General features: G+C 43.6%; 17 protein-coding genes and 10 pseudogenes. 9 read left to right on the forward strand and 18 right to left on the reverse strand.

What is annotated here, in order from left to right:
* Nucleotides 1-37 precede the first annotated feature (37 nt).
* Both HFV01_RS19030 and HFV01_RS19035 read left to right on the forward strand, forming a co-directional pair.
* Complete coding sequence (locus tag HFV01_RS19030; protein WP_006668047.1) at nucleotides 38-787, forward strand: DUF1995 family protein; 750 nt, start codon at nucleotides 38-40, stop codon at nucleotides 785-787.
* 45 nt (nucleotides 788-832) lie between these two features.
* Entirely contained in the window at nucleotides 833-1,594 is a 762-nt protein-coding gene (locus HFV01_RS19035) for a metallophosphoesterase family protein (RefSeq protein ID WP_006668048.1), read from the forward strand.
* A 1-nt stretch (nucleotide 1,595) separates the two neighbouring features.
* On the opposite strand, the gene HFV01_RS19040 is transcribed toward HFV01_RS19035, so the two are convergent.
* Both HFV01_RS19040 and HFV01_RS19045 read right to left on the reverse strand, forming a co-directional pair.
* Complete coding sequence (locus tag HFV01_RS19040) at nucleotides 1,596-2,180, reverse strand: hypothetical protein (RefSeq protein ID WP_006620791.1); 585 nt, start codon at nucleotides 2,178-2,180, stop codon at nucleotides 1,596-1,598.
* 1,119 nt (nucleotides 2,181-3,299) lie between these two features.
* Nucleotides 3,300-4,562 carry an aspartate aminotransferase family protein gene (locus HFV01_RS19045; RefSeq protein ID WP_046320389.1) on the reverse strand — a complete coding sequence of 421 codons (1,263 nt, stop codon included), beginning with the start codon at nucleotides 4,560-4,562 and terminating at the stop codon, nucleotides 3,300-3,302.
* 189 nt (nucleotides 4,563-4,751) lie between these two features.
* Between HFV01_RS19045 and HFV01_RS19050 the strand changes: the two genes are divergently transcribed.
* A complete protein-coding gene (locus tag HFV01_RS19050; protein ID WP_006668050.1) occupies nucleotides 4,752-5,183 on the forward strand; it encodes a hypothetical protein in 432 nt (143 codons plus the stop codon).
* A 64-nt stretch (nucleotides 5,184-5,247) separates the two neighbouring features.
* Nucleotides 5,248-6,576, forward strand: coding sequence for an adenylate/guanylate cyclase domain-containing protein (locus tag HFV01_RS19055; RefSeq protein ID WP_006668051.1), 1,329 nt, complete (start codon nucleotides 5,248-5,250; stop codon nucleotides 6,574-6,576).
* 58 nt (nucleotides 6,577-6,634) lie between these two features.
* Here the strand turns inward: HFV01_RS19055 and HFV01_RS19060 are convergent, their stop codons facing one another.
* From HFV01_RS19060 to HFV01_RS19085, 6 genes and pseudogenes are all read right to left on the reverse strand, one after another.
* The gene (locus HFV01_RS19060; protein ID WP_046320387.1) at nucleotides 6,635-6,931 is read right to left on the reverse strand and encodes an SH3 domain-containing protein; all 297 of its coding nucleotides are present in this window, start codon (nucleotides 6,929-6,931) and stop codon (nucleotides 6,635-6,637) included.
* A gap of 122 nt (nucleotides 6,932-7,053) precedes the next feature.
* Entirely contained in the window at nucleotides 7,054-7,287 is a 234-nt protein-coding gene (locus tag HFV01_RS19065) for a hypothetical protein (protein ID WP_152344043.1), read from the reverse strand.
* Between the two features lie 79 nt (nucleotides 7,288-7,366).
* Nucleotides 7,367-10,126 (reverse strand): FHA domain-containing protein, encoded by a 2,760-nt coding sequence (locus HFV01_RS19070; protein ID WP_193520293.1) that lies wholly within the window; start codon nucleotides 10,124-10,126, stop codon nucleotides 7,367-7,369.
* A 141-nt stretch (nucleotides 10,127-10,267) separates the two neighbouring features.
* Nucleotides 10,268-11,383, reverse strand: a complete 1,116-nt coding sequence (locus tag HFV01_RS19075) for an RNA-guided endonuclease InsQ/TnpB family protein (protein WP_318286295.1) — start codon at nucleotides 11,381-11,383, stop codon at nucleotides 10,268-10,270.
* A pseudogene (locus tag HFV01_RS19080) lies at nucleotides 11,340-11,945 on the reverse strand (IS607 family transposase). Before HFV01_RS19080 ends, HFV01_RS19075 begins: the two are co-directional and overlap by 44 nt.
* 150 nt (nucleotides 11,946-12,095) lie before the next feature.
* Nucleotides 12,096-13,166, reverse strand: a complete 1,071-nt coding sequence (locus HFV01_RS19085; protein ID WP_318286296.1) for an RNA-guided endonuclease InsQ/TnpB family protein — start codon at nucleotides 13,164-13,166, stop codon at nucleotides 12,096-12,098.
* A 539-nt stretch (nucleotides 13,167-13,705) separates the two neighbouring features.
* Here HFV01_RS19085 and HFV01_RS19090 point away from each other — a divergent pair.
* The 4 genes from HFV01_RS19090 (at nucleotide 13,706) to hpsU (ending at nucleotide 17,275) form a co-directional block, all read left to right on the forward strand.
* The gene (locus HFV01_RS19090; protein WP_193520191.1) at nucleotides 13,706-13,927 is read left to right on the forward strand and encodes a hypothetical protein; all 222 of its coding nucleotides are present in this window, start codon (nucleotides 13,706-13,708) and stop codon (nucleotides 13,925-13,927) included.
* Nucleotides 13,928-14,757: 830 nt separating this feature from the next.
* On the forward strand, nucleotides 14,758-15,702 hold the full coding sequence (locus tag HFV01_RS19095; protein WP_174447157.1) for a glycosyltransferase family 2 protein: 945 nt from the start codon (nucleotides 14,758-14,760) through the stop codon (nucleotides 15,700-15,702).
* 41 nt (nucleotides 15,703-15,743) lie between these two features.
* Nucleotides 15,744-16,694 (forward strand): glycosyltransferase family 2 protein, encoded by a 951-nt coding sequence (locus tag HFV01_RS19100; RefSeq protein WP_006620802.1) that lies wholly within the window; start codon nucleotides 15,744-15,746, stop codon nucleotides 16,692-16,694.
* On the forward strand, nucleotides 16,691-17,275 hold the full coding sequence (gene hpsU / locus HFV01_RS19105; protein WP_006620803.1) for a hormogonium polysaccharide biosynthesis acetyltransferase HpsU: 585 nt from the start codon (nucleotides 16,691-16,693) through the stop codon (nucleotides 17,273-17,275). The genes HFV01_RS19100 and hpsU overlap by 4 nt, the downstream gene beginning before the upstream one ends.
* 102 nt (nucleotides 17,276-17,377) lie before the next feature.
* Here the strand turns inward: hpsU and HFV01_RS19110 are convergent.
* The 10 genes and pseudogenes from HFV01_RS19110 to HFV01_RS19155 form a co-directional block, all read right to left on the reverse strand.
* Nucleotides 17,378-17,560, reverse strand: a pseudogene (locus HFV01_RS19110) (proton extrusion protein PcxA); the annotation flags it as partial.
* Nucleotides 17,561-17,658: 98 nt separating this feature from the next.
* Nucleotides 17,659-17,841, reverse strand: a pseudogene (locus tag HFV01_RS19115) (proton extrusion protein PcxA); the annotation flags it as partial.
* A 98-nt stretch (nucleotides 17,842-17,939) separates the two neighbouring features.
* Nucleotides 17,940-18,122: pseudogene (locus tag HFV01_RS19120) on the reverse strand (proton extrusion protein PcxA); the annotation flags it as partial.
* A 98-nt stretch (nucleotides 18,123-18,220) separates the two neighbouring features.
* A pseudogene (locus HFV01_RS19125) lies at nucleotides 18,221-18,403 on the reverse strand (proton extrusion protein PcxA); the annotation flags it as partial.
* A 98-nt stretch (nucleotides 18,404-18,501) separates the two neighbouring features.
* Nucleotides 18,502-18,684: pseudogene (locus HFV01_RS19130) on the reverse strand (proton extrusion protein PcxA); the annotation flags it as partial.
* 98 nt (nucleotides 18,685-18,782) lie between these two features.
* Nucleotides 18,783-18,965: pseudogene (locus HFV01_RS19135) on the reverse strand (proton extrusion protein PcxA); the annotation flags it as partial.
* 98 nt (nucleotides 18,966-19,063) lie between these two features.
* Nucleotides 19,064-19,246: pseudogene (locus HFV01_RS19140) on the reverse strand (proton extrusion protein PcxA); the annotation flags it as partial.
* A 98-nt stretch (nucleotides 19,247-19,344) separates the two neighbouring features.
* Nucleotides 19,345-19,527: pseudogene (locus HFV01_RS19145) on the reverse strand (proton extrusion protein PcxA); the annotation flags it as partial.
* Between the two features lie 98 nt (nucleotides 19,528-19,625).
* Nucleotides 19,626-19,808: pseudogene (locus HFV01_RS19150) on the reverse strand (proton extrusion protein PcxA); the annotation flags it as partial.
* Nucleotides 19,809-19,906: 98 nt separating this feature from the next.
* Entirely contained in the window at nucleotides 19,907-21,328 is a 1,422-nt protein-coding gene (locus HFV01_RS19155) for a proton extrusion protein PcxA (RefSeq protein WP_006620804.1), read from the reverse strand.
* Between the two features lie 80 nt (nucleotides 21,329-21,408).
* On the opposite strand from HFV01_RS19155, the gene HFV01_RS19160 reads away from it, so the two are divergent.
* Complete coding sequence (locus tag HFV01_RS19160; RefSeq protein WP_006668059.1) at nucleotides 21,409-23,634, forward strand: hypothetical protein; 2,226 nt, start codon at nucleotides 21,409-21,411, stop codon at nucleotides 23,632-23,634.
* Nucleotides 23,635-24,078 lie beyond the last annotated feature (444 nt).

Here is a 24,078-nt window from a genome sequence, read left to right on the forward strand (position 1 = left end):
GGGTATCATTCAAGGGTTCGACCTACAGAATTTTGAGATGACACAACTCCCAACTACCCTATCTGAAGCGATCGAACAAGCCAAACAAGCGGCAACTGCTGCTCTCGATGATGGCTACAAATTGATTCAAGTTGAACTGGTATTCCCAGAAATTGAACTTCAAGCTCAGTCGATCGCCTCCCAGTTTATCCCCGCCCTCGAAAAACCCGACACCCTGCTTAAAGTCTTTTTTCCCGATGCAGGGTCGGCAGCTTTGGCTCGTCGAGATTGGGGAGAAACTCCTTTCCGAGTCACCGATATAGGAACCAGTCGTTCCCCCGTAGAAACTCGCCTACAACCCGATGATGGGCAGTTTTTGGTCGTGTCTCCATCTCCTGTAGAAGTTAACCAAGTCGAAAATCTGCATAAATTGGCAGGCGATCGCTCGGTGGTTCTTCTTAATCCCCGTTTAGAAGATGTTGCTATCATAGGCATAGGATACGCGGCTCGCCAACTGCGGGAACGCTTCCTAAACATTATTGAGTCTTGCTACTATCTCAAGCCTCTCGATGGCGCGGCTTTATTTCGCTGCTATCCAGGAACTTGGGAAGTTTGGCTAGAAATTGAGGGGGAATACCAAAAAATTACCGAACAATCAACTAAACCTGTGGGTGATCAGCTAGAACAAATCTTGGCTCGTGCCACCCAGGGAGATGACCCGTCATCTGTTACACCCAACCTACCACCTGCTAAGAAAAAAGGTTTTCTGTCCGAACTGCAAAGTTTTATCAATGCTTTGAGTAGATAAGCCACCTTTCACTCAGGGCAATTCATTGAGACATAAAGAAAGAAAATGTCTAAGCGGCGGATTGTTATTGGTGATATACACGGCCACTATAAAGGAATGATGGCCCTTCTTGACAAGGTGGCTCCCAATAGTGATGATGAGGTCTACTTTCTTGGGGATCTCATTGATCGCGGCCCGAAAAGCGCTCAGGTGGTTGAATTTGTCAAAAATAGCCCCTATAAGTGCTTAATGGGTAACCATGAACAACTCATGTTGGAAGCCCTCCCGGAAGTAGGTAGAAATCAACAGGCTTGGCAGGCTTGGCTTTATAGTGGTGGTCAAACTACTGTGGCCTCCTATCAAGAGGCGGAAATTATCCCTCGCGACCATCTGCATTGGATGCGATCGCTGCCCCTATTTCTCGACCTCGGAGATACTTGGCTGGTTCATGCCGGAGTTAACCCCAGGCGACCAATTGAACAGCAAACTGCTTCCGATTTTTGCTGGATTCGTAAAGAGTTCCATTCTATCCCAAAACCCTATTTTGACAAAAAACAGATTATTATCGGTCACACGATCACTTTTACTTTTGATGGGGTGGAACCAGGAAATCTTGTCCAAGGACAAGGTTGGTTGGGTATAGATACAGGGGTTTATCATGCTAAGAGTGGTTGGCTAACAGCCCTGGAACTTGATACTAATACGGTGTATCAGGTGAATGCACTCTATTCTAAGTTTCGTGTCCTACCCCTAGAAGAAATTGTCACTACCCTCAAGCGACCCTCTATTTTTGATAGGTTGCGTTATGTAAGCCCTCAAGCACATTAATTTACTTCCCTGTTGACGGCGGCGGGATGATTTTTGTTAGCCAAGTCTCGATTCCTCTTTTAGTGGGTTTTCCTGATGCGGTAAATCCCCAAATATCCCGCTTATGTTGGGGACCATAACTAATATGAATGGGGCGATCGCATCCATAAAAATATAAAGAGTCGAAGGGTAAATGATGATCTATAATCCAATCAACCAGTTGGTTACTTTCCAGATTTATGATCATAAAATCACAGGAAGCCCCTAATCGAGAACAGTAATATTTGCCTTTTTGGTTAAGTTCATGGGCTAGATGTTGGTCTAGGTTAGGGGCAACCCTACCGTTTTTGATTCCGGTGTGGTCATCTTTTTTTTCTAGGTATCTTTTCAGGTCCTTAGAACAAAATCCATAGGTTAACTGAAAGCGATCGCGCCCAAATTCATCAATAATTGGGTCGAGAATTGCTTGATTTAAGTCCTTGATCGCCTCGATACTTTCTGGCTGTTGTGGGTAAGGATTAATGCGATCGCTATATTTAGCATAAGTTTTTGTACAAGTACAAAACTCTTCTAAAAACAGATATTTCCCCAGTTTAATATTATCCATAAATCATGCCCCTAAACCTATCCTCCCTTTCCCAGAGAGCAGCTATATTAACCTGAACGCCCCCTAATTATTAATTATTAATTATTAATTATTAATTAAATAGATCGCCTATTTCCCCAGTTTAATATTATCCATAAATCATGCCCCTAAACCTATCCTCCCTTTCCCAGAGAGCAGCTATATTAACCTGAACGCCCCCTAATTATTAATTATTAATTATTAATTATTAATTAAATAGATCGCCTATTTCCCCAGTTTAATATTATCCATAAATCATGCCCCTAAACCTATCCTCCCTTTCCCAGAGAGCAGCTATATTAACCTGAACGCCCCCTAATTATTAATTATTAATTATTAATTATTAATTAAACAGATCGCCTATTTCCCCAGTTTAATATTATCCATAAATCATGCCCCTAAACCTATCCTCCCTTTCCCAGAGAGCAGCTATATTAACCTGAACGCCCCCTAATTATTAATTATTAATTATTAATTATTAATTAAATAGATCGCCTATTTCCCCAGTTTAATATTATCCATAAATCATGCCCCTAAACCTATCCTCCCTTTCCCAGAGGGCAGCTATATTCACCTGAACGCCCCCTAATTATTAATTATTAATTATTAATTATTAATTAAACAGATCGCCTATTTTCCCAGTTTAATATTATCCATAAATTATGCCCCTAAACCTATCCTCCCTTTCCCAGAGAGCAGCTATATTAACCTGAACGCCCCCTAATTATTAATTATTAATTATTAATTATTAATTAAATAGATCGCCTATTTCCCCAGTTTAATATTATCCATAAATCATGCCCCTAAACCTATCCTCCCTTTCCCAGAGAGCAGCTATATTAACCTGAACGCCCCCTAATTATTAATTATTAATTATTAATTATTAATTAAATAGATCGCCTATTTCCCCAGTTTAATATTATCCATAAATCATGCCCCTAAACCTATCCTCCCTTTCCCAGAGGGCAGCTATATTAACCTGAACGCCCCCTAATTATTAATTATTAATTATTAATTATTAATTAAATAGGAGGCTGGTTGATTAATCTTCTGGTTAGCAGAGGTAATTAACAGCCCAACCCCCCTACATTATCTTCCCCATTATCGATTGTGTAAGGCGCGATCTACCGCCTGACAGGCTTGATTAACTTCCGCCTCCGTCACAATTAAAGGAGGTACAAATCGCACAACTTTCGGACCTGCTGGCACTAATAAAACCCCTTGTGCGATCGCCGCATTAACCAGATCAATAGAAGTCAATTCCACATCTGGTTTTAATTCCATCCCATTAATTAAACCCCAACCGCGAACCTCAGCAATTAAATCAGGATACTCAGAAGCGATCGCCTGTAGGCTGTTTCTGAGCTGTTCTCCCCGCTGTTGTACATTGCTAAGAATATTTTCCCTTTCCAGAGTTTGACACACCGCCAAAGCCACACCACAGGCGAACGGATTACCACCAAAGGTACTCGCATGGTTTCCCGGTTCAAACACATCACAGAAAGACTTACACATCAGCGCACCGATAGGAATACCCCCTCCGAGTCCCTTAGCGGAAGTAAAAATATCCGGTTCTATACCCAGATTTTCATATCCCCACCAGCGACCAGTGCGACCCATTCCCACCTGTACCTCATCGAGAATCAGCAAAATTCCCTTTTCATCGCAAATCTGGCGAATTTTTTGGAAGTAGGCCACATCTCCCGGACGCACTCCCCCTTCACCCTGTAGGGCTTCTAAAAGGATAGCCGCCACCCGGCGACCGTTTTGGTCAACTTCTGCGATCGCATTTTCCAAAGCCGGAAGGTCATTATAGGGAGTATAGACAAAACCTGGAACCAGGGGACTAAATCCCTTTTGATATTTAGGTTGTCCAGTCGCCGTAATTGTAGCCAGAGTGCGACCATGAAAACTAGCGTGGGCGGTAATAATTACCGGATCTTCAATATTAAGGCGATCGTGGGCATATTTACGCGCCAGTTTAATCGCCCCCTCGTTGGCTTCTGCGCCAGAGTTACAGAAAAAAACCCGGTCGGCTGCGGAATGCTCAGTTAACCAAGCTGCCAACTCTCCCTGTTCCGGGATATAGTAGAGATTCGAGACATGATGCAGCTTTTGGATTTGCTCGGTTACCGCTTCTATTAACTTGGGGTGCGCGTGTCCGAGGGTACAGGTAGCAATTCCCGCCACAAAATCCAGATATTCTTTCCCCTCTGTATCCCACACCTTACAGCCAGAACCTTTTTCCAGGGCGATAGGAAACCGCCCATAAGTGTTCATAACATTCGCGTTAAAGCGATCGATACTGAACTGTTCAGCCCCCGTTCCTAGACCGTCATCTCTGATTAAAGTTTCTGGACTCACAAATCGCTCCTTCAGTCTTTATAATGCTGATATTGTTAACCATCATATATCAGCCTTTATGGGGGCGCGTCACCGATTCCCCATATCCACTGAAACCCTTTGGGGTTTACCAACCCGCTGATTTTGCTGAACCCTAGCAATGGCTAAACTTGAGTTAAACTATCAAAATCAGTAGTAATGAGTGAGTTTATGCGATCGCGATTCTTTCCAGTTATCTTGGCTTCTGTGATTATCGGCTTCCTCAGTTGGCTGTGGACCCCCCCCGCGTGGGCGATGATTCAGATCGAATTATTTGATATCGGTTATCAAGACTGTCCGGCAGAGTTATCAGAAGGTATGGTTTCTAGTGGTTCTATCCAAGAGGCAGACTGTTTTATTGTTACCGGAAAAGCTAACAATACCTCTGGTAAAACCGTTGTCGATGCCGATATCTTCGGGCGGATCTATGATGCTAACGATAATCGGGTAATGCAAAACCGCACCCGCCTCGGTAGTATTGATGTTGTCCCTCCAGGTATTAGCGATTTTGAAATCCGAATTTCTATAGCCTCTAATCTGGAAAAGCCCTTTAAGTTTAAGCAATTTAAGGCTTCTGGCTTTACGGGTCGTATCGGCCGATAATTACCAGTTATCACGATATGGCAGTTAATTTCATTCTATCGGCTGCCTGAAACTCGGTCAAATTATGAGTAAATATACCCCAGGCGATCGCCAATTGGGTCCATGGTTAGATCGCACAATGAAACAGATATTTAAAGCCCCCGACATCATTAAAGCGGCTAACTATCAAACCTGGCAACATAGTTTTATGCGTCAGCGCCTGGGTTTGGGACTATGGCTGGCTTTGATAGTCTATTTGACCTTTTCCCTATCTCAAATCAAGAATTGGCTATTCTATCCCCAAGATTTTCGCCTAGATTGGTTAATTACTCAGGTATGTGTACAATTGGGGGTATTGGTAGGGTTAGTGTTATTACGAACGGCGATCGGTCGCCAATACCCAGGTTTGATTTTTCTGCTATTATCCTGGATGGTCACACTCAGCCCCCAAATTCGGGCAACATTTTTGGGCATATCTCAACCCGCGATTATTGAGTGGCCCCTCATGTTCTTTTCCCAAGCTACCCTGCTTCCTATCTGCTGGTGGTTACATCTCATTTCTCAATTGGGGGTATTACTTTATTATTTTGGCACTCAAATTATCCTAGATCTTCCAGTCCGGTTACCTGTGGATTGGATGACTCAGGATTTTCTGGTGTTATACTTTTTTTGGATCTGTGTTATTTGCAATTTGTCGGTTTATTTATATGACCGTCTCGCCCATTCTGAGTTTAACTCCCGTAAAGCCTTAGTTACTGCCTACGAACAGGTTAAACAAGAACAGGAAAATTCCGAAAAACTGCTACTTAATATTCTACCATATCCTATCGCCGAACGCCTTAAACAAGACCCTAAAACTATTGCTGATGATTTTACCGATGCGGGGGTGCTTTTTGCTGATATTGTCGGTTTTACCGAGATTTCAACCAGGTTTAGTCCCACGGATTTGGTGCAGTTGCTAAATGGTATTTTTTCCAGATTTGATGGGTTAGCAGAACAACACGGTTTGGAGAAAATTAAGACTATTGGGGATGCTTATATGGTGGTTTCTGGGTTGCCTTTACCTAGAGACAATTATGCGGAAGCGATCGCTGATATGGCTCTGGATATGCAGCGGACTCTCCGGGAGTTCAACCGACAACATCAACAAGGTTTTAAAATCCGTATTGGTATTGCTACCGGTCCCGTTATTGCGGGAGTAATTGGCTTGAAAAAGTTTATTTATGACCTGTGGGGAGATACCGTTAATATTGCTTCCCGAATGGAGTCCCATGGTATCGCTGATGAAATTCAGGTGACAGAAGAAACATATATGGCACTTTGCGATCGCTATATCTTTGAAAAGCGCGGCACAATTCCCATTAAAGGCAAGGGTGAAATGACCACTTATTTGCTCAAAGGAAAACGCGAGTAAACCAGGGGTAAAATTGGCTTTCTTCCCCACTTTGTCGCGATTAATTAAACTTTAATACCTAGTTCTTATAGGCAATAAAATCACCCCGAACCCAACCACGAGCCTTAGACGCTGGAAACTCCACATAATACCACCTATAGCCACCAACTACCCTTTCATTAATCACATCAACATAGTCTCCCGCATAACCATAATGAGCTATAGAATAGTTAGTTCCAGGTCCTGAACGAATGTTAATTTGAGACCCCGGATCCCTCGCAAATAAACGCGCCGGATAAGCCCAAGCCGGAACTACAGCGGCAGCTATCATAACCATAGATAGACCAGCAGACAGCAACAGTTTCTTGGCACTCATTGATTGACTCCAGAATTAATTAGGTCAAATATTCAGCCAGCAATGGTTTAACTAATTAAGCAATTGTTCTAGCTTAGTCCTATTATCATCCACCAATTAACCAGCGTCATCAGTGTAATTGCTTACCTTTGAACAATCCTGGCTTGGTGTTGGGTTTCACCCAACCTACTGTGTTGGGTTTCAACCAACCTACTTTTCTGGGTTTCACCTAACCTACTGTGTTGGGTTTCACCCAACCTACTTTTCTGCGTTTCAACCAAGTTACTCTGTTGGGTTTCACCCAACCTACTTTTCTGGGTTTCAACCAACCTACTCTGTTGGGTTTCACCCAACCTACTTTTCTGCGTTTCAACCAAGTTACTATGGGGGTGAGATTAATACTTGATGTTGCGTTGACATCTAGTTTCACCCCCACCCTCAATTGTATCAGGGTTGTTAAATTACGTCCTTGCGTTTTTGCACGACTAATAACAAGCCAAACATCACCGCAATTAAACCTATCAAAATCCCCCAATATTTGCCGACATTCACATTAAACATGGAACCATAGTCCTGGAAAAAACGCTTAATGGTTCCTTCCGCTTCGCCTAAAGCACCCTCATATTTACCTCGCCATTCTCCATACTCATCCTGCCATTGTTGAATAGCTCTCTGGTACTCATTAACTCGGTCTTGATAGGCTTCTAAATCGGCTTGATATTGATCCATCTCATCCTCATAGTCCAGTTGCGCCTGAAAAGATGGGTTATCAGGTCTAGTAGGTTGTTGGGGAGGGTCGCCAGGAGATTCAGGACGGACGGGTTCTGGCTGGTCAACAGCGGGATTATACTTAGCTAAAATACCGGGAAAACTGCATTGACTAAATAGGCTAGTTCCTAAACAAATACAGTCCTGTTTTTGGGCATCAGTTAAGGCATCGCGTTCATCCTCATCTAACTGCCAACAGGGGTCTTCAGCTACATCTCGACCTACTCCAGTGATAGTAACAAAGGATTCAAACGGCCATTTGGTGAGGGTGAGATGATTAATAATGAGTCCTGGTAATCCCAAGGTGTTAATAGGTAGCATTCCTCCGCCAAAAGTAATTTGAGGAACCAAAAATATAATGGTCAATAAAGGGGCGATATTCTGATTAGGAGAAATAGCGGAAACCAATAATCCCATTACCATTCCTGCCATGGTAGCCAAAACTAAGGTTATGTACAAGGAACCATAAACGGAAAAGTCACCGGGAATCTGAACAGCTATCAGTTTAAACAATAGGAAAATTGCAGCTTGATATAAGGCGAATACTGAAGCTATACAAACCTTGGAAAGAATATAGGGAAGAATTTGTAAACCAATAGTCCTTTCCCGGCGGTAGATATCGGCTTCTTTGACAATATCGCGCATGGTGGCGATACTACCGACCATGACGGCGACTAAGGCGGTAACAAATAGCATGGTAATGACCTGCCCAAAATCGCCTTTGGTATCGTCAAACATATAGCGATTCCACGTAAACCAGTCCAGTATACCGAGAATAGGCGCGATCGCTAACATTAAGATTAAACTAGCTCGATCGCGCCTTAAAATTGACCAATTCCGATTCGATAAAATCAGAAACTGTCGCCAAGCGGAAACCCGTTTAATTGTCGCGCCGGGAACCTGTTGCGATCGCCTATTACCATTAGTTTCAGCCTGAACATTGCTGAGAGTATTTTGGCGTTTAACCACAAACCTTTGGTATTGGGAAGAGTTGAGATAATCCTGCTGCCAATCTTCAGGCGATCGCTCCCTTTCCACCTTATGATAAATTTGATTAAAGCGCTCAACCCCAAAATATTCCTGGGCTTCTTGAGGAGGGCCGAAATAAGCAATCCGACCCCCCGCACCTAAAAAGACTACTAAATCACACAGCATCACATTATCGGTAGCATGGGTAATCAAAATCACCGTCCTACCTTGGTCTGCCAGATTTCGCAGCAGATTCATAATATCAGCTTCTGTACCCGGATCTAAGCCAGAGGTTGCCTCATCCAAAAAGAATAAACTAGGCTTAGTCAACAATTCCACCCCAATAGATACCCGCTTGAGTTGACCGCCACTGAGGGCTTTAATCGGAACATCTTGACGGTGAGATAATCCCAAATCCTGGAGAACCTCATCAACCCGTTTCTGTCTTTCTGCTACAGTGGTATCAGCAGGCATTCGTAATTGGGCTGCATAATCCAAAGCCTGAGTCACAGTTAACTCAGTATGGACAATATCCTTTTGGGGAACATAACCAATTTCGGTGCGGTAGGCGTTATAGTTTTTGTACAAGTCAACCCCATTGACTAATACATGACCCCCCGTAGCTGGACGAAAGCCGTTTAGGGCATCAAGAAGGGTAGATTTACCGCCGCCACTAACCCCAGCCACTACCACAAATTCCCGCGCCTGTATCGATAGGGAAATATCATTGAGTAGGTTAACTTCTTTGGAAACCTGTTTATTTAAGCCTACCGCATCGAGGCGCAGATTACCTTCTTCGTTGACCTGTACTAGGGTCTCATCAATGTTTAAGGTGAACCGACAAGGACCGATGCGAATATTATCTCCCACCGCCAGGGAGCGATCGCCTGTAATTACTTTACCATTGACAAAGGTTCCATTGGTAGAGTTTAGGTCTGTTAACACAAAAGACCCGTTTTTCCGGGCAATTTGGGCATGGTGGCGAGACACGGAGGGATGATTAATGACTGTATGATTACTCCCATCGCGACCAATAGTAATTAGATCTTTTCCCCGTAACTCTAGGGTAAAACTTAGTACCGTGCCACTGCTCTGCCCTATAGTGTTATCAATCACTGTTTTTTCTGATCTGGCTGGGGCGGCGGCTTGGGTTGGGGCTACAGCCAGGGAACTAAAGCAAAAGGTTAGTTTAGTATCGCCTATTTGGATGGTGTCATTATTGGCTAAGGGTTGTGGCGTTTTGGGGGGAATTGTATCTGCGTTTAGCAGTGTGCCAATGGTACTGCCTAAATCCACAATTACATAGCGATCGCCTTCTAGTTTAATCTCGGCGTGATGCCGCGAAACACTCATATCTGTTAATACTACGGTGTTATCGGGGGCGCGACCAATGGAAGCTACCCCATTATCAATGAGTATTTCCGAAACAGATGTGCTGCTGTGAATTTTGAGTTGGGCATTGGTTGATGGTAAACTCATGCAATATCTCCATTAGCTGGGAAACTGACTAGCTGTTGTTGACTACCAGCTAATCTAAACGCATACCTTCCCTCAAACCTTAGCACAATCACAGTTCTCCGGCTCAAGCGCCCGGTCTTCTGGATTAGTAGACTGATACATTTACGCGACATTTATCCGGCTATTGCCTGACAATGCGACGATAGCACTATTACCCGTTAAGGTAACAGAGGCGGTATCCCGCAAAGCTTTTAGAAAGATTCCAAAAGCACCGTTCCAGTCCCTGGGTAGAGTGAACCCGCACTCAGGACATCGGAACACTTTTGAGCCACCTAGCTGGGAATGGACATGACCACAGTGAGTACAGGTTTTGCTGGTGTATTCTTCCGTCACATCTACAACTGTGGTTCCAGTTATTTCCCCTTGATGTCTCAGGGTTAGTTTGAATCTATAATGCGCCCATGTCAGCATGGCGCGGGCAGTCTTAGACCTGATTAGACGCTTCACCTTGGCAACCATATCGGAAGTCTCGAAGGTGGGCAAAAAAATTAGGCTGTAGTTGTGAGTCAAGTAGTGAGCAATTTGTTTGTGGGCTTCATCCACTAAATTCCGGATTTTAGTTCTCATTCGTTGAGCCGCTTGCCTCATCCGTCGCCTTCTTGAACGACAGGGTTCCTTGGCGATTCGGCTCATCAAATCATCCAAATGTTGACATAGCCTAGTAATGCGTCCTATATCCCCGGAGCCAAATTCCAGAAACCGAGAGCCATCAAACCCAGTTATGAAAGTTCGCACACCCGGGTCTAATGCAATTACGCCATTCGCTTCAGTTGGGGTAACGGCAACTGGTTCAGGGAAAATCGCCAACCATCGACCTTTGGTAAACACCAACTGAGTCCCTTGCCCGCAAGTTTTAGGGATGGGTTCGGAAACCATGAAAGTTAATCCTTTCGTGAGTCTTGGATACCAACTCCCTGAAGAGAAATTAGTATTATTGAACTTAATCCCTTGAGAGCTGTCACGACAACTTCTAAACCTGGCATCAGGACTGGCTGAAAAGGCGAGATAGGCATCAAAGATGGCATTTTGCCGAATGTGGCAGGGTGTTTCTTTGACCCATTCGGGTAAGTCACTCTGCATCACTTTATTGCGTAACTTTAACTTGCTTAGTCGTTTACCACTCCGGGATAATGCAATTGCTTGGTTGTAGCAATACCGACAAGCAGCCAGCCATTTACGCCAGACTTGATTTAGCTCCGGGCTGGGGTAAATCCGGATCTTCTTTGACCTGAGTTTTGTATTTACTCCGTCCGTATAATCTGGAGCTAAAGCAGTGGAGGAGGGCGAGGATGTCCTCAACCATTTCTGGTTCTGGACTGAGACTTGTCTCGTTGAGAACCATGAGTGAGCAACTGTTTTGCTCACAGAGCCATCGAAACAAGTCAAATCCCCATATTGCCAATCAGTCTTTGTGGGCAACGACAACCATGCCGACATCTCCTGACAAATGATGTCCCAGTAAGGCCAGCATTTTCTTTCCCTTGAAGTTGAGCCCGCCTCCGATTTCTGAGACGACTTCTGCTTCGGGGTAGAGGTTGGACAGTGCGGCCACCTGTCGGTTGAGGTCTGACTGCTGGGCGCGGCTACTAACTCTGGCATAGATAACGACTTTGCGTTTGTCACTGCCTGATTTGGCAGTATATCACTCAACGTTGTATCGTCGTTGCCCAGCGGGGGTTCTGATGGTGTCGATTGAGCCATTGTCGTCCCATCTGCGGAGTGTTCTTTCATGGACTCCAAGGATTTGGGCGGCTTCCTTGGGTTTGACATATCTGGCAATAGGTTTATCCTCAACTCTTCTCGCTTATTAGACCCTATTGCCCTAAAATATTAACCTAATTTGAGATTAAATCATGCTCCAATGGCGATACCTTGGTCTAACCTGCTCTATAAAACTTAAACAAAACCCGACATAGCCGGATCTTGATGTTTATTTCTGGCTTCGTCCGGGACTGTCGGCAGCACCCCGTCCACAAGTGTAATCGTCGGAACCAGGCGATTTTTCTAAATTTATACTGGCGTTCAAATCTCTATCAATCTTCAGGCCACAGTTCTGACATTCAAAAGTCCGACGGACTAGGGGCATTTTTTGACGATAACCGCAATTAGAACACAGTTGACTGGATGGATAAAATCTATCGGCAATAATCAACTTTGAACCATAACGTTCTGCCTTGTAACCGAGTTGACGACGGAACTCATAAAATGAAGCATCAGCGATAGAACCCGCCAAACCATGATTTTTCAGCATACCTGACACATTCAAATCTTCAATGACTACTTGGCTGTGGTTCTTAGCCAAGAAAGTAGTTATTTTATGAATCGTGTCCCGCCGAATGTTTGCTACTCTTTGATGTAGCTTTTGAACTTTTAAGAGACATTTGGCCCAATTTTTCGAGCCTTTGACTTTGCGACTTAAATGACGTTGTAATCGAGCTAGTTTTTTGGTGGCTGCTTTATAAGCCTTGGGATTAGAGAATTGGGTCCCATCGGAGCAAGTCGCCAAATTGTTAATTCCTAGGTCTACCCCGATTCTCTCTCGGAATTTCGGTGTGATTTCTGGTGTGATTTCTACGAAAAAGCTCATATACCAGTCCCCTGCTTGGCGCGTTAGGGTGACTTTCTTAACCCAACTTTCGGGTAGACCCTCAAATGTAGAAACCCAGCCCACAAAAGGCAGCTTATGGCGAGTTCCTGACAACTTGAATGGTTTGCCGCCATTGTCAAGGGTAAAGCTATCATGGTGGCCTTTCTTCTTAAATTTAGGATAACTGCTTATTCCTTTGAAGAAGCGCTTAAAGGCGTCGCCTAAATTAATGAAGGCATATTGATAAACTCTAGAAGACAATTCGGACATCCAAGGATATTGAGGTTTCACATAATTCGTAAAAACCTTTTTGATGGAGTTGACGTTAGGCTTGAGTCCCTCTTCATAAGCTGACATCCATAAGTGTAATCCCCAATTGAACACAAATCGAGCATACCCCGCGTGTTTGGTCATCAAGGTAGCTTGACAGTCATTGAGTTTTAGTTTTGTCCGGAAAGCTTTGTAAGGGTTATGGTCGAAAGGGAAGTCGCCTTCCCCAACTCCACTTCCAAACCGTACTTGAGACTTTCACCTCATACGGCTCCTAATGTAGATACCCTTTTTGTCACTAGGAACAGGGTTACGAACCCCCGCTTTATGATTCCAACTTTGGGAGCTTGGCATACAACTCGTAGTCTTTAAACTCGCTCTCGTCATATTACTCCTACTTGTCGCAGTCTCCATATCTACACCGTGACTAGTGGGCATATCCTAATCATTACAATTAGGCATTGGCTTTCAGTCACATCCTTTCCCCTCAATGGTATACGCTTACACTTTTCACTACTCCTTGTGAGTAATATTGCTCACTTTTTTGATAAGGAGAACCAATGAGGAGTTTAAACGTTCCGTTTATATGGGCATTCCATCTTTAGACTTGTCCTCTCCACCGGGGTACTTAAAAAGGTCTGTGTAGGTGTTTTATGCAAAACCCTACTTTTCCCCTTGCTCTTTTGAGCGCAGCGTGGCAACCTATTACGCTGCTAAATCATTACGATGGTTCAAGCCAGACATTCGGTTTCCCTAGTCATGGATGGTTGGCAGTGGTCGCATTTGGTAGTAGGTTCTACCTCACGCCTTCCGTTCCCCGCTTCAATCCCAGAATCGTGTATCCTGAAATTGGGGGTGGCTATCGCCTTTACTCTCTACTCCCTGATTTCTCAGTTTGTTTATGACCTTGAGTCCCCTGCCTTGCTCAGATTTCTCCAAGCGTCGGGACATATAAACAGTTATGGGATGGTCAGGATACGAGTCCCTTATATTCCACCAAGGGGTGGAAGTCCCACTAGGAGGCTATTTCGGGCATTGCATCCCTATTTCACTCCTAAACGTCTCGCACGCATGATTGGATTTTACCATGAATCCGACTTGATGAGTATGTCGTCAGGGAAATTTGGCATGGTCTGGGGTTTGACCGTATATTCATTATTGAGTTGCGAATCTTTTGGGGTATTGTACCTTATTGTCCTAAGATGTAAAGCAAATCTTGGATTAAATTCTGGCTCTGTCTAACCTCCCTCAAGGCTAACATCACAAAAAAAGCGATCGCCCTTCGCTCAATTTTACAGCGATCGCTAGGTTTATGAAAAACAACCAGTTACTTCTATTATAATACCAACATCAACACAAGTCAACAATTCTTTCCCATTTAGCTGTAATTAAACTCGGTCTGATGCTCATTGAAACAAATGCCTTTACCAACTGGTTTATTAAATGCTGCTACTGTAAAAATTCAAGACTGAACAAGCTGTAATTAATGTTATAGGGAGGAACGCTATCAAAATTATTTAATCCCCGCGAGGATGATTAAACACCAAGGCTAGACCAATTTAACAGGGGGTTCTGTAAAAATAATGGGAATTTTGATAAAGATTGTGTAAAATGATAGCATCCTAATCTAGGCTCGTAACTGCGACCCGTGGGGACTAAGTTAACCCAGATTAGTGGTCAGGGAATTTGCATCAACGGTTGGGAAACCCATCAGCAACCTCTAGGAACTCTAGTTATGTCTGAACCGCTGATTTCTGCGATCATTTGTACCCATAATCGAGCCAACTACTTAGGGGCGGCGATCGATAGCTTGCTAGACCAGGAATTTGATGAGTTTGAGGTGATAGTGGTAGATAATGCTTCGAGCGATCGCACCCGTGAAATAGTCGAAAGCAAACTCGATCACCCTAAACTCGGTTATGTCTACGAGCCGATCACAGGTCTGTCCGTCGCCCGCAATACCGGAGCCAAAACCGCCCAGGCTCAAATTTTAGCTTACCTAGACGATGATGCCGTCGCTAGTCGCCAATGGCTAAGGGTACTCTACAGAGCGTATCAAGACAACCATAAACTAGCCGTAGCAGGAGGTCGCGTTACCTTAATTTGGCCAGAAGGCATCACCCCACCCCCATGGCTATCCCCCGGTTTAGCCGAAAACTTAGGAGCATATAACCTGGGAGATGATATCCTTTATATCACTAATCCCGGCTTAACCCCCAGAGGACTAAACTACTCTATCCGCCGCACCTTTCTTGACCAAATTGGAGGCTTTGACCCTAATCTAGGTAGAGTGGGAAAACGGCTGCTTTCTAACGAAGAACTGGTGATGACAGAAGAAGCTCTCAACCGAGGCTGGGAGGTGGCTTATATTCCCGATGCTTTGGTGGCTCATAATGTCGCTCCGGAAAGAGTTAAGCGCAGTTGGTTCATGGAGAGAGGCTGGTGGCAGGGAATTAGTGAGTGTTACCGTGAACAACTGTCAGGACGCGCCAACTGGGGACAATTAGGGCGGGGCGGCGAGAATATGGTCAGAGGACTTTACAAATCCCTAAAGTATTTTAACGATCCAGCTACCCGATTTGATAATTTGGTTTATGCTTATGGTCAAATTGGCTATTTAGGAGCGGCGATCGCTGGTTTGTTAAACATCAACAACACAGCCACCAAACCCAAAACATGAGAAATCACCTATCTTAATGGTCTACTTATCAACATTGTGTTATGAGCATTACTGCATCCAAAATTCCCGTTTCCGTGCTAATTCCTGCCAAAAATGAACAGGAAAACCTCCCCGCTTGTCTAGCTAGTGTGGCTGTGGCTGATGAAATTTTGGTGGTCGATTCTCAAAGTAGCGATCGCACTGTGGAAATTTCCGAGAGTCTGGGAGCTAAAGTTGTACAATTCCACTTCAATGGTCAATGGCCGAAAAAGAAAAACTGGTCCTTAGAAAACCTCCCCTTTCGTAATGAATGGGTGCTAATTGTGGACTGTGACGAACGCATCACCCCCGAATCTTGGCAAGAAATTGCCCAAAAAATCCAAGACCCGGAATATTCTGGCTATTACATTAATCGTCGGGTATTCTTCCTGGGGAAATGGATTCGCCACGGCGGTAAATATCCCGACTGGAACCTGCGTCTATTCAAGCATAAACTAGGTCGCTACGAAAATCTAAACACGGAGAATGTCCGCAATACCGGAGATAACGAAGTACACGAGCACGTAGTTATCTCGGAAGGAAAAGTCGGTTATCTTCAAGAAGATATGCTTCATGAGGATTTCCGGGATTTGTTCCACTGGATAGAACGCCATAACCGTTATTCTAACTGGGAAGCACGGGTTTACTACAATATCCTCACGGGTCAGGACGATAGTAAAACCATTGGGGCTGATTTATTTGGAGATGCAGTCCAGCGGAAACGCTTTTTAAAAACTATTTGGGTCCGACTGCCCTTTAAGCCTCTGTTGCGATTTATCCTATTCTATATTATCCAACTGGGTTTTTTGGATGGTCGCGCTGGCTATATTTATGGCCGACTATTGAGCCAATATGAATATCAAATTGGGGTGAAACTGTACGAATTGCGTCAATTTGGTGGTCAGTTGAATGTGGCTAAAACCACCACAAACACGGTCACGCCTCAGTCTGTACCTCAAACAGTGGAAAAATGACGAAAACCGACACATCGACAGAAGCCTGGGTTGATCTGCGAAAGTATGATCAATCTGGGTTTGACCGGGGGAAGCCAGGATGGTTTATTTTGCTGTGGTGGCTGGTTCAGGCGATCGCCTTTCCCCTCACTCCTCACCCGTTTAATAACATTCGCTGTGGGATTTTGCGACTGTTTGGGGCCAAAATTGGTCAAGGGGTAATTATTCGACCTACCGCTAGGTTTACTTACCCCTGGAAAGTGGCGATCGGTGATTATAGTTGGATTGGTGATGATGTGGTACTTTATAGCCTAGACCGTATCGAAATCGGTGAGCATTGCGTGATTTCTCAAAAGTCCTATTTGTGTACCGGAAGCCACGATATCCATGACCCCGCTTTTGGTCTACAAACCGCCTCAATCGCGATCGCCCCTGGGGTGTGGGTGGCTACAGATTGCTTTATCGGACCGGGTGTGGCGATCGGTGCTAATACAGTTGTCGGCGCTAGATCCAGCGTCTTCAGTGACCTACCAGCAGCCCAAATTTGCTTAGGAACCCCCTGTCGTCCCCATTCCCCCCGAAATCTCATAATTAACAATTAATAATTAATAATTAATAATTAATAATTATGGGGGCGGGTTCTGTTAGTTGATCGCCTTCCCACCCCACCATATTAATAAACCCGATCCAACTCGGGGCTGCTGTTATTCATTCATAGTCTTATAGGTCGATACTGCGGAAGGTGAACTGCGGTTGAGGTAGCGGAAAATCCAATACTTAAATACCGCATCTAATATAACCGGAAAAGTTGCAATAAAGAGAAAGTTAAAATCTCGACTTTCTGCTACTCCTAAATTTCTAGCCACACTTTCCATAATTACCTCCCATAATAATTAATAATTAATAATTATGGGGGCGGGTTCTGTTAGTTGATCGCCTTCCCACCCCACCATATTAATAAACCCGATCCAACTCGGGGCTGCTGTTATTCATTCATAGTCTTATAGGTCGATACTGCGGAAGGTGAACTGCGGTTGAGGTAGCGGAAAATCCAATACTTAAATACCGCATCTAATATAACCGGAAAAGTTGCAATAAAGAGAAAGTTAAAATCTCGACTTTCTGCTACTCCTAAATTTCTAGCCACACTTTCCATAATTACCTCCCATAATAATTAATAATTAATAATTATGGGGGCGGGTTCTGTTAGTTGATCGCCTTCCCACCCCACCATATTAATAAACCCGATCCAACTCGGGGCTGCTGTTATTCATTCATAGTCTTATAGGTCGATACTGCGGAAGGTGAACTGCGGTTGAGGTAGCGGAAAATCCAATACTTAAATACCGCATCTAATATAACCGGAAAAGTTGCAATAAAGAGAAAGTTAAAATCTCGACTTTCTGCTACTCCTAAATTTCTAGCCACACTTTCCATAATTACCTCCCATAATAATTAATAATTAATAATTATGGGGGCGGGTTCTGTTAGTTGATCGCCTTCCCACCCCACCATATTAATAAACCCGATCCAACTCGGGGCTGCTGTTATTCATTCATAGTCTTATAGGTCGATACTGCGGAAGGTGAACTGCGGTTGAGGTAGCGGAAAATCCAATACTTAAATACCGCATCTAATATAACCGGAAAAGTTGCAATAAAGAGAAAGTTAAAATCTCGACTTTCTGCTACTCCTAAATTTCTAGCCACACTTTCCATAATTACCTCCCATAATAATTAATAATTAATAATTATGGGGGCGGGTTCTGTTAGTTGATCGCCTTCCCACCCCACCATATTAATAAACCCGATCCAACTCGGGGCTGCTGTTATTCATTCATAGTCTTATAGGTCGATACTGCGGAAGGTGAACTGCGGTTGAGGTAGCGGAAAATCCAATACTTAAATACCGCATCTAATATAACCGGAAATGTTGCAATAAACAGAAAGTTAAAATCTCGACTTTCTGCTACTCCTAAATTTCTAGCCACACTTTCCATAATTACCTCCCATAATAATTAATAATTAATAATTATGGGGGCGGGTTCTGTTAGTTGATCGCCTTCCCACCCCACCATATTAATAAACCCGATCCAACTCGGGGCTGCTGTTATTCATTCATAGTCTTATAGGTCGATACTGTGGAAGGTGAACTGCGGTTGAGGTAGCGGAAAATCCAATACTTAAATACCGCATCTAATATAACCGGAAAAGTTGCAATAAAGAGAAAGTTAAAATCTCGACTTTCTGCTACTCCTAAATTTCTAGCCACACTTTCCATAATTACCTCCCATAATAATTAATAATTAATAATTATGGGGGCGGGTTCTGTTAGTTGATCGCCTTCCCACCCCACCATATTAATAAACCCGATCCAACTCGGGGCTGCTGTTATTCATTCATAGTCTTATAGGTCGATACTGCGGAAGGTGAACTGCGGTTGAGGTAGCGGAAAATCCAATACTTAAATACCGCATCTAATATAACCGGAAAAGTTGCAATAAAGAGAAAGTTAAAATCTCGACTTTCTGCTACTCCTAAATTTCTAGCCACACTTTCCATAATTACCTCCCATAATAATTAATAATTAATAATTATGGGGGCGGGTTCTGTTAGTTGATCGCCTTCCCACCCCACCATATTAATAAACCCGATCCAACTCGGGGCTGCTGTTATTCATTCATAGTCTTATAGGTCGATACTGCGGAAGGTGAACTGCGGTTGAGGTAGCGGAAAATCCAATACTTAAATACCGCATCTAATATAACCGGAAAAGTTGCAATAAAGAGAAAGTTAAAATCTCGACTTTCTGCTACTCCTAAATTTCTAGCCACACTTTCCATAATTACCTCCCATAATAATTAATAATTAATAATTATGGGGGCGGGTTCTGTTAGTTGATCGCCTTCCCACCCCACCATATTAATAAACCCGATCCAACTCGGGTCTGCTGTTATTCATTCATAGTCTTATAGGTCGATACTGCGGAAGGTGAACTGCGGTTGAGGTAGCGGAAAATCCAATACTTAAATACCGCATCTAATATAACCGGAAAAGTTGCAATAAAGAGAAAGTTAAAATCTCGACTTTCTGCTACTCCTAAATTTCTAGCCACACTTTCCATAATTACCTCCCATAATAATTAATAATTAATAATTATGGGGGCGGGTTCTGTTAGTTGATCGCCTTCCCACCCCACCATATTAATAAACCCGATCCAACTCGGGGCTGCTGTTATTCATTCATAGTCTTATAGGTCGATACTGCGGAAGGTGAACTGCGGTTGAGGTAGCGGAAAATCCAATACTTAAATACCGCATCTAATATAACCGGAAATGTTGCAATAAACAGAAAGTTAAAATCTCGACTTTCTGCTACTCCGAAATGTCTAGCCACACTTTCCAGAATTACCTCCCAACCGTGGGGGGAGTGGAAACCTACGAACATATCAGTTAACAAAATAATGATAAATGCCTTGGCGCTATCACTGAGACCATAAATTATATCCCCCATAAATGATTTCAAAACTTGCACTTCTTGCTTGTTGTTAGACAAAATTAACACAAACGTAAACACTGATATAATATCAGCAAAAATGTTTTTAATAGCATTAGAACTTAATGTGCGATATTCCTCGGCAATTTTGATGGCTTTGGCTTGGGTTCTTTCCTCCAACTCTTCCTCGGTTAATTCTGGTATGAAACCCACCATCATCTCAAACTTTAACCTGGCCTCATATCTCTCGATTTCCATCAATGCTTCTTCTTCCATGTCAACATTCATAAATATGGGCGTGTTTTCATTTACCCAAAATCTATCGACCAAGGGACCAACCACAAAGTTTTTCGACAATTGCTGAGTCAGAAGCGGCACTAAAATCAAAATGAGAATAAATCTAATTGCAATAATAGTTTTAACTTTCGATTTCCGATAATCTTTAATGACCTGTTCTTCTGACTCTGGGTTAAGTTCCCGTTTAATGCGAGTCACAGTTCTGAGCAAAGTTCGAGGTAGAAAGCTAGTGCCGGAGTTTTCAGATTGGAGGTTATCTTTAAGATTATTATCCGCTTTGGGGGGAGAAATAGGGATATCTGAACTGAGAATAGACTTAGACTTTTGGGGAAGCGAAACCAGTCCATTTTCTGGATCGTTAGGTATCAGAGAACGGCTTTCTAAGTCCTCAAGTTTTACCAGTGCTTTAGATGTTGATGGTACTTTGCTTGGGGATTTTTTTTGATGATAACGGCTAGTTACAGCATCAATAAATTCTAGTTTTTCACAGACGATCGCAATGGTATCGGCATCTTGATGGCGATCGTAAATATCATCCTGATTCCGCAACTTTCGATTAAGTTCGGCGGGGTCTATTTGTTCGGAAATGGCGAAAATAGAGCGGCTAGTGTTAAATTCTGCCAACCGCATTTGAATGACTTGTAAATACCTATTAACCTCCGATTTAAAATAAGACAAGACTCGATCGCTATACTCATCAGAAGACGACCCGATCGCCTCACCATGAAAATGCTCATTTTCCAGAGAGCGGATTTTGAGAGCCGCATCTAATGCCTGATCTAAAGCTCGATCAGGAGTATCACGAAACCACTGATTAGCGCGATTGAGAAACCGCTTAAACTGAGTCCAATTTGAGGATGTCATAGTGAGTTGCCATAAACACCTATTTGAGGTTAGGCGCGAAAAAATGGTAATGTACGGGGTATATTAGCACTTTTACTGAAATGGCTGTGGTTTGGCAATCACTGTGGATTACCGGAGGCTCACGAACAGGTAAAACTACCCGTTTGGTAGAGCAATTTTGTCTTTGGAGTCAAATGTATCTAGGCGCTATCAAAGCGCCCTATTCAGCCCCATTTAAGCCCAAGCACCCTCTACAAGGCTTGCGTCCCCTAGTTTTAGCTGCTAATGGAACCAATAAACGCCATTTAGTTGATAGGATAACCCAAGCATCTGCTGGACAATATCCATTTTCCGCCATCACCATTATGGGATTTTTTCAGCAGGAAGTGCTTTTGTTCTGGCCCCTGCTAATTGAAGCCCTAGACCTGAGAGCCCAATTTCCCCAGAGGTTGCGTCCTGAACTAGAACAGGAACTTGCCAGCCAACTTTGGAGTCCTGAAATCGATAGCGGAAAATTAACGGACCTTGGGAAAGGACGCGATCGCATTGTCCGTACAACCCTCGATCTATTACAACTAGCAGCACTCAGCGGCACGCCTGTTGAAGATCTGCCTAGTATTTTAGAACGCCATGAGGCTGTTGATGACATTCCTGAGACAACCTATACCTGTATGACCGAGATGCTCCTGCGTTGGCAAAATTGGTGTCAGCAAAAGGGATTACTGACTTATGGGATTATAGCAGATTTATATTGGCCACATTTGTTAAAGCATCCCACCTATCAAAAGCATCTGCTCAATCAGCATCGAGTTATCTTAGCCGATGATGTGGATGAATACCCAGCGATCGCCCGCCATGTATTCGAGTTTTTATTAGAGAATCAAGTGATGGGAGCATTTACTTACAATCCCCAAGGTGCAGTGAGACTAGGTTTAGGGGCAGATCCTAAATATCTAGCACAGTTGCAAGATCGCTGTCAGATAGAACAGCTTTCTCCTGTCGAGGGTTTAGCGAAAACTCTCGGTACTCAGGTGGTGTCATGGATAAATCAAGATTATGGTCACTTTCCCGACTTGAGCAACTCTCAGCAGTCAGTTTTTGCCATAGAAACCACCTCTAGGGCTGAACTATTGCGGCGGACTGCTACAACCATCATAGAAGCCATTAAAAATGATCAAGTACAGCCCCAGGATATTGCTATCATCGCTCCGGGGCTAGATGCGATCGCCCGCTATAGCATTCGGGAAATTTTAACCCATGAAGGTATTGCCCTAGAAGAAATTCAACCACAGCAACCGCTGATAACTTCTTCCGTAGTGCGATCGCTACTTACCCTACTAGCCTTAGTATATCCAGGCTTAGGACGGTTAGTAGATAAAGATGCGATCGCCGAAATGCTGACCATTATCAGTAGCCATATCCCAGAGAGTAAACACAGCAGCACATCAGACCCCGACTCACCCGCGGCCAATTTTCCCATCCAGAATGCGATCGATCCAGTGCGAGCCGGTTTATTAGCTGATCACTGTTTCGCCCTTGATGTGCAAAATCCGAAATTACTGCCAATTAATACCTTTCCACGCTGGGACTGCCTCGGCTACCGTGCAGCCAACACCTATAAATATATTTGTGAGTGGTTAGCCCTACAGCAACAGCAGTATCATCAGAACCTCCTCCCCAGTCCTGTCGCCTTATTAGAGCGAGCCATCCAGGAATTTTTCCTTCCTAGGGCTACAGGTTCATCTTACTTAATTATGGATATGAATCGCCCAGCCTTAAAGGTTTTTGCACAAATCGACCTGTTGCGGGAATTAATGGAAACCGCCATCCACTTTTGGAATATTTATACCAGAGACAAACCCCAGCCATCACCCTTAGAAACCGTCGAAATCACTCGCCAATTTATTGAACTGTTGCGCCGGGGAGTTGTGACCGCCAACCCCTATCCCATGGGAGAAATGGCTGTTAAACCTCATCGTGTCACCCTCGCCACCATTTTCCAATACCGTGTCAATCACCAATCCCATTCCTGGCACTTTTGGCTAGATGTGGCCTCACCCCTCTGGTTCCAAGAGGGAGCCAGTAGCCTTTGGGGTGCGCCTCTGTTTCTCAGAGATATTCAACAGCAGAGACAGCCTTGGACCAGTGAGGATATGATGGCAGCAAACCAACAAAGACTACAAAGGATAGTCTGGGATTTATTAAGTCGGGTTAGCGATCGCCTTTACCTGTGTCATAGTGAATTATCAGTTAACGGTCAAGAACAACTCGGACCTCTTCTACCCCTCGTTAATAGTGTACAATACGCCCCTAGACCTAATCTGTAGGGGCGAAAAATTTTGCGACCCTACATTCCCCAATAGTTGAAACCGTCGATAAACCTCAGATAAAACTGGGTAGTATATATATCAGTTCTGCCAAGAGAGAAGTTAGGAAAACCGCCATATGAATCAAATTAAATTTATGAAATCCCGCTCAATACCCCCCTAAACTCATCAGATAATCTCAATCATACCAAATATTTTTTAATGCTGATTAATTCCCAATTCAGCTATAATTCACCCTGAACCAGTAAATTCTCAGTGTTTGTGCATGACAAATATACTCAATAATACCTCTTGATTTTCCAGAATCAGTCACCGGAAAACCTCAATAATTTATGATTAAAAGTCACAGTTTCTGCGATATTAGTATACGGGCATTGACTGAGCCATCATTAATCTGTTTAAATTGATAGCCATTCATCTTATGGCGATGACTTCAAATCACCC

The organism is Limnospira fusiformis SAG 85.79 (assembly GCF_012516315.1).
Taxonomy (GTDB): domain Bacteria; phylum Cyanobacteriota; class Cyanobacteriia; order Cyanobacteriales; family Microcoleaceae; genus Limnospira; species Limnospira fusiformis.

Coding starts and splice junctions, on each gene's coding strand:
- HFV01_RS19050 (WP_006668050.1), top strand. CDS start 4,752: ATGCGATCGCGATTCTTTCCAGTTATCTTGGCTTCTGTGATTATCGGC.
- HFV01_RS19035 (WP_006668048.1), top strand. CDS start 833: ATGTCTAAGCGGCGGATTGTTATTGGTGATATACACGGCCACTATAAA.
- hpsU (WP_006620803.1), top strand. CDS start 16,691: ATGACGAAAACCGACACATCGACAGAAGCCTGGGTTGATCTGCGAAAG.
- HFV01_RS19055 (WP_006668051.1), top strand. CDS start 5,248: ATGAGTAAATATACCCCAGGCGATCGCCAATTGGGTCCATGGTTAGAT.
- HFV01_RS19070 (WP_193520293.1), bottom strand. CDS start 10,126: ATGAGTTTACCATCAACCAATGCCCAACTCAAAATTCACAGCAGCACA.
- HFV01_RS19030 (WP_006668047.1), top strand. CDS start 38: ATGACACAACTCCCAACTACCCTATCTGAAGCGATCGAACAAGCCAAA.
- HFV01_RS19160 (WP_006668059.1), top strand. CDS start 21,409: ATGGCTGTGGTTTGGCAATCACTGTGGATTACCGGAGGCTCACGAACA.
- HFV01_RS19100 (WP_006620802.1), top strand. CDS start 15,744: ATGAGCATTACTGCATCCAAAATTCCCGTTTCCGTGCTAATTCCTGCC.
- HFV01_RS19040 (WP_006620791.1), bottom strand. CDS start 2,180: ATGGATAATATTAAACTGGGGAAATATCTGTTTTTAGAAGAGTTTTGT.
- HFV01_RS19155 (WP_006620804.1), bottom strand. CDS start 21,328: ATGACATCCTCAAATTGGACTCAGTTTAAGCGGTTTCTCAATCGCGCT.
- HFV01_RS19095 (WP_174447157.1), top strand. CDS start 14,758: ATGTCTGAACCGCTGATTTCTGCGATCATTTGTACCCATAATCGAGCC.
- HFV01_RS19085 (WP_318286296.1), bottom strand. CDS start 13,166: ATGACCAAACACGCGGGGTATGCTCGATTTGTGTTCAATTGGGGATTA.
- HFV01_RS19060 (WP_046320387.1), bottom strand. CDS start 6,931: ATGAGTGCCAAGAAACTGTTGCTGTCTGCTGGTCTATCTATGGTTATG.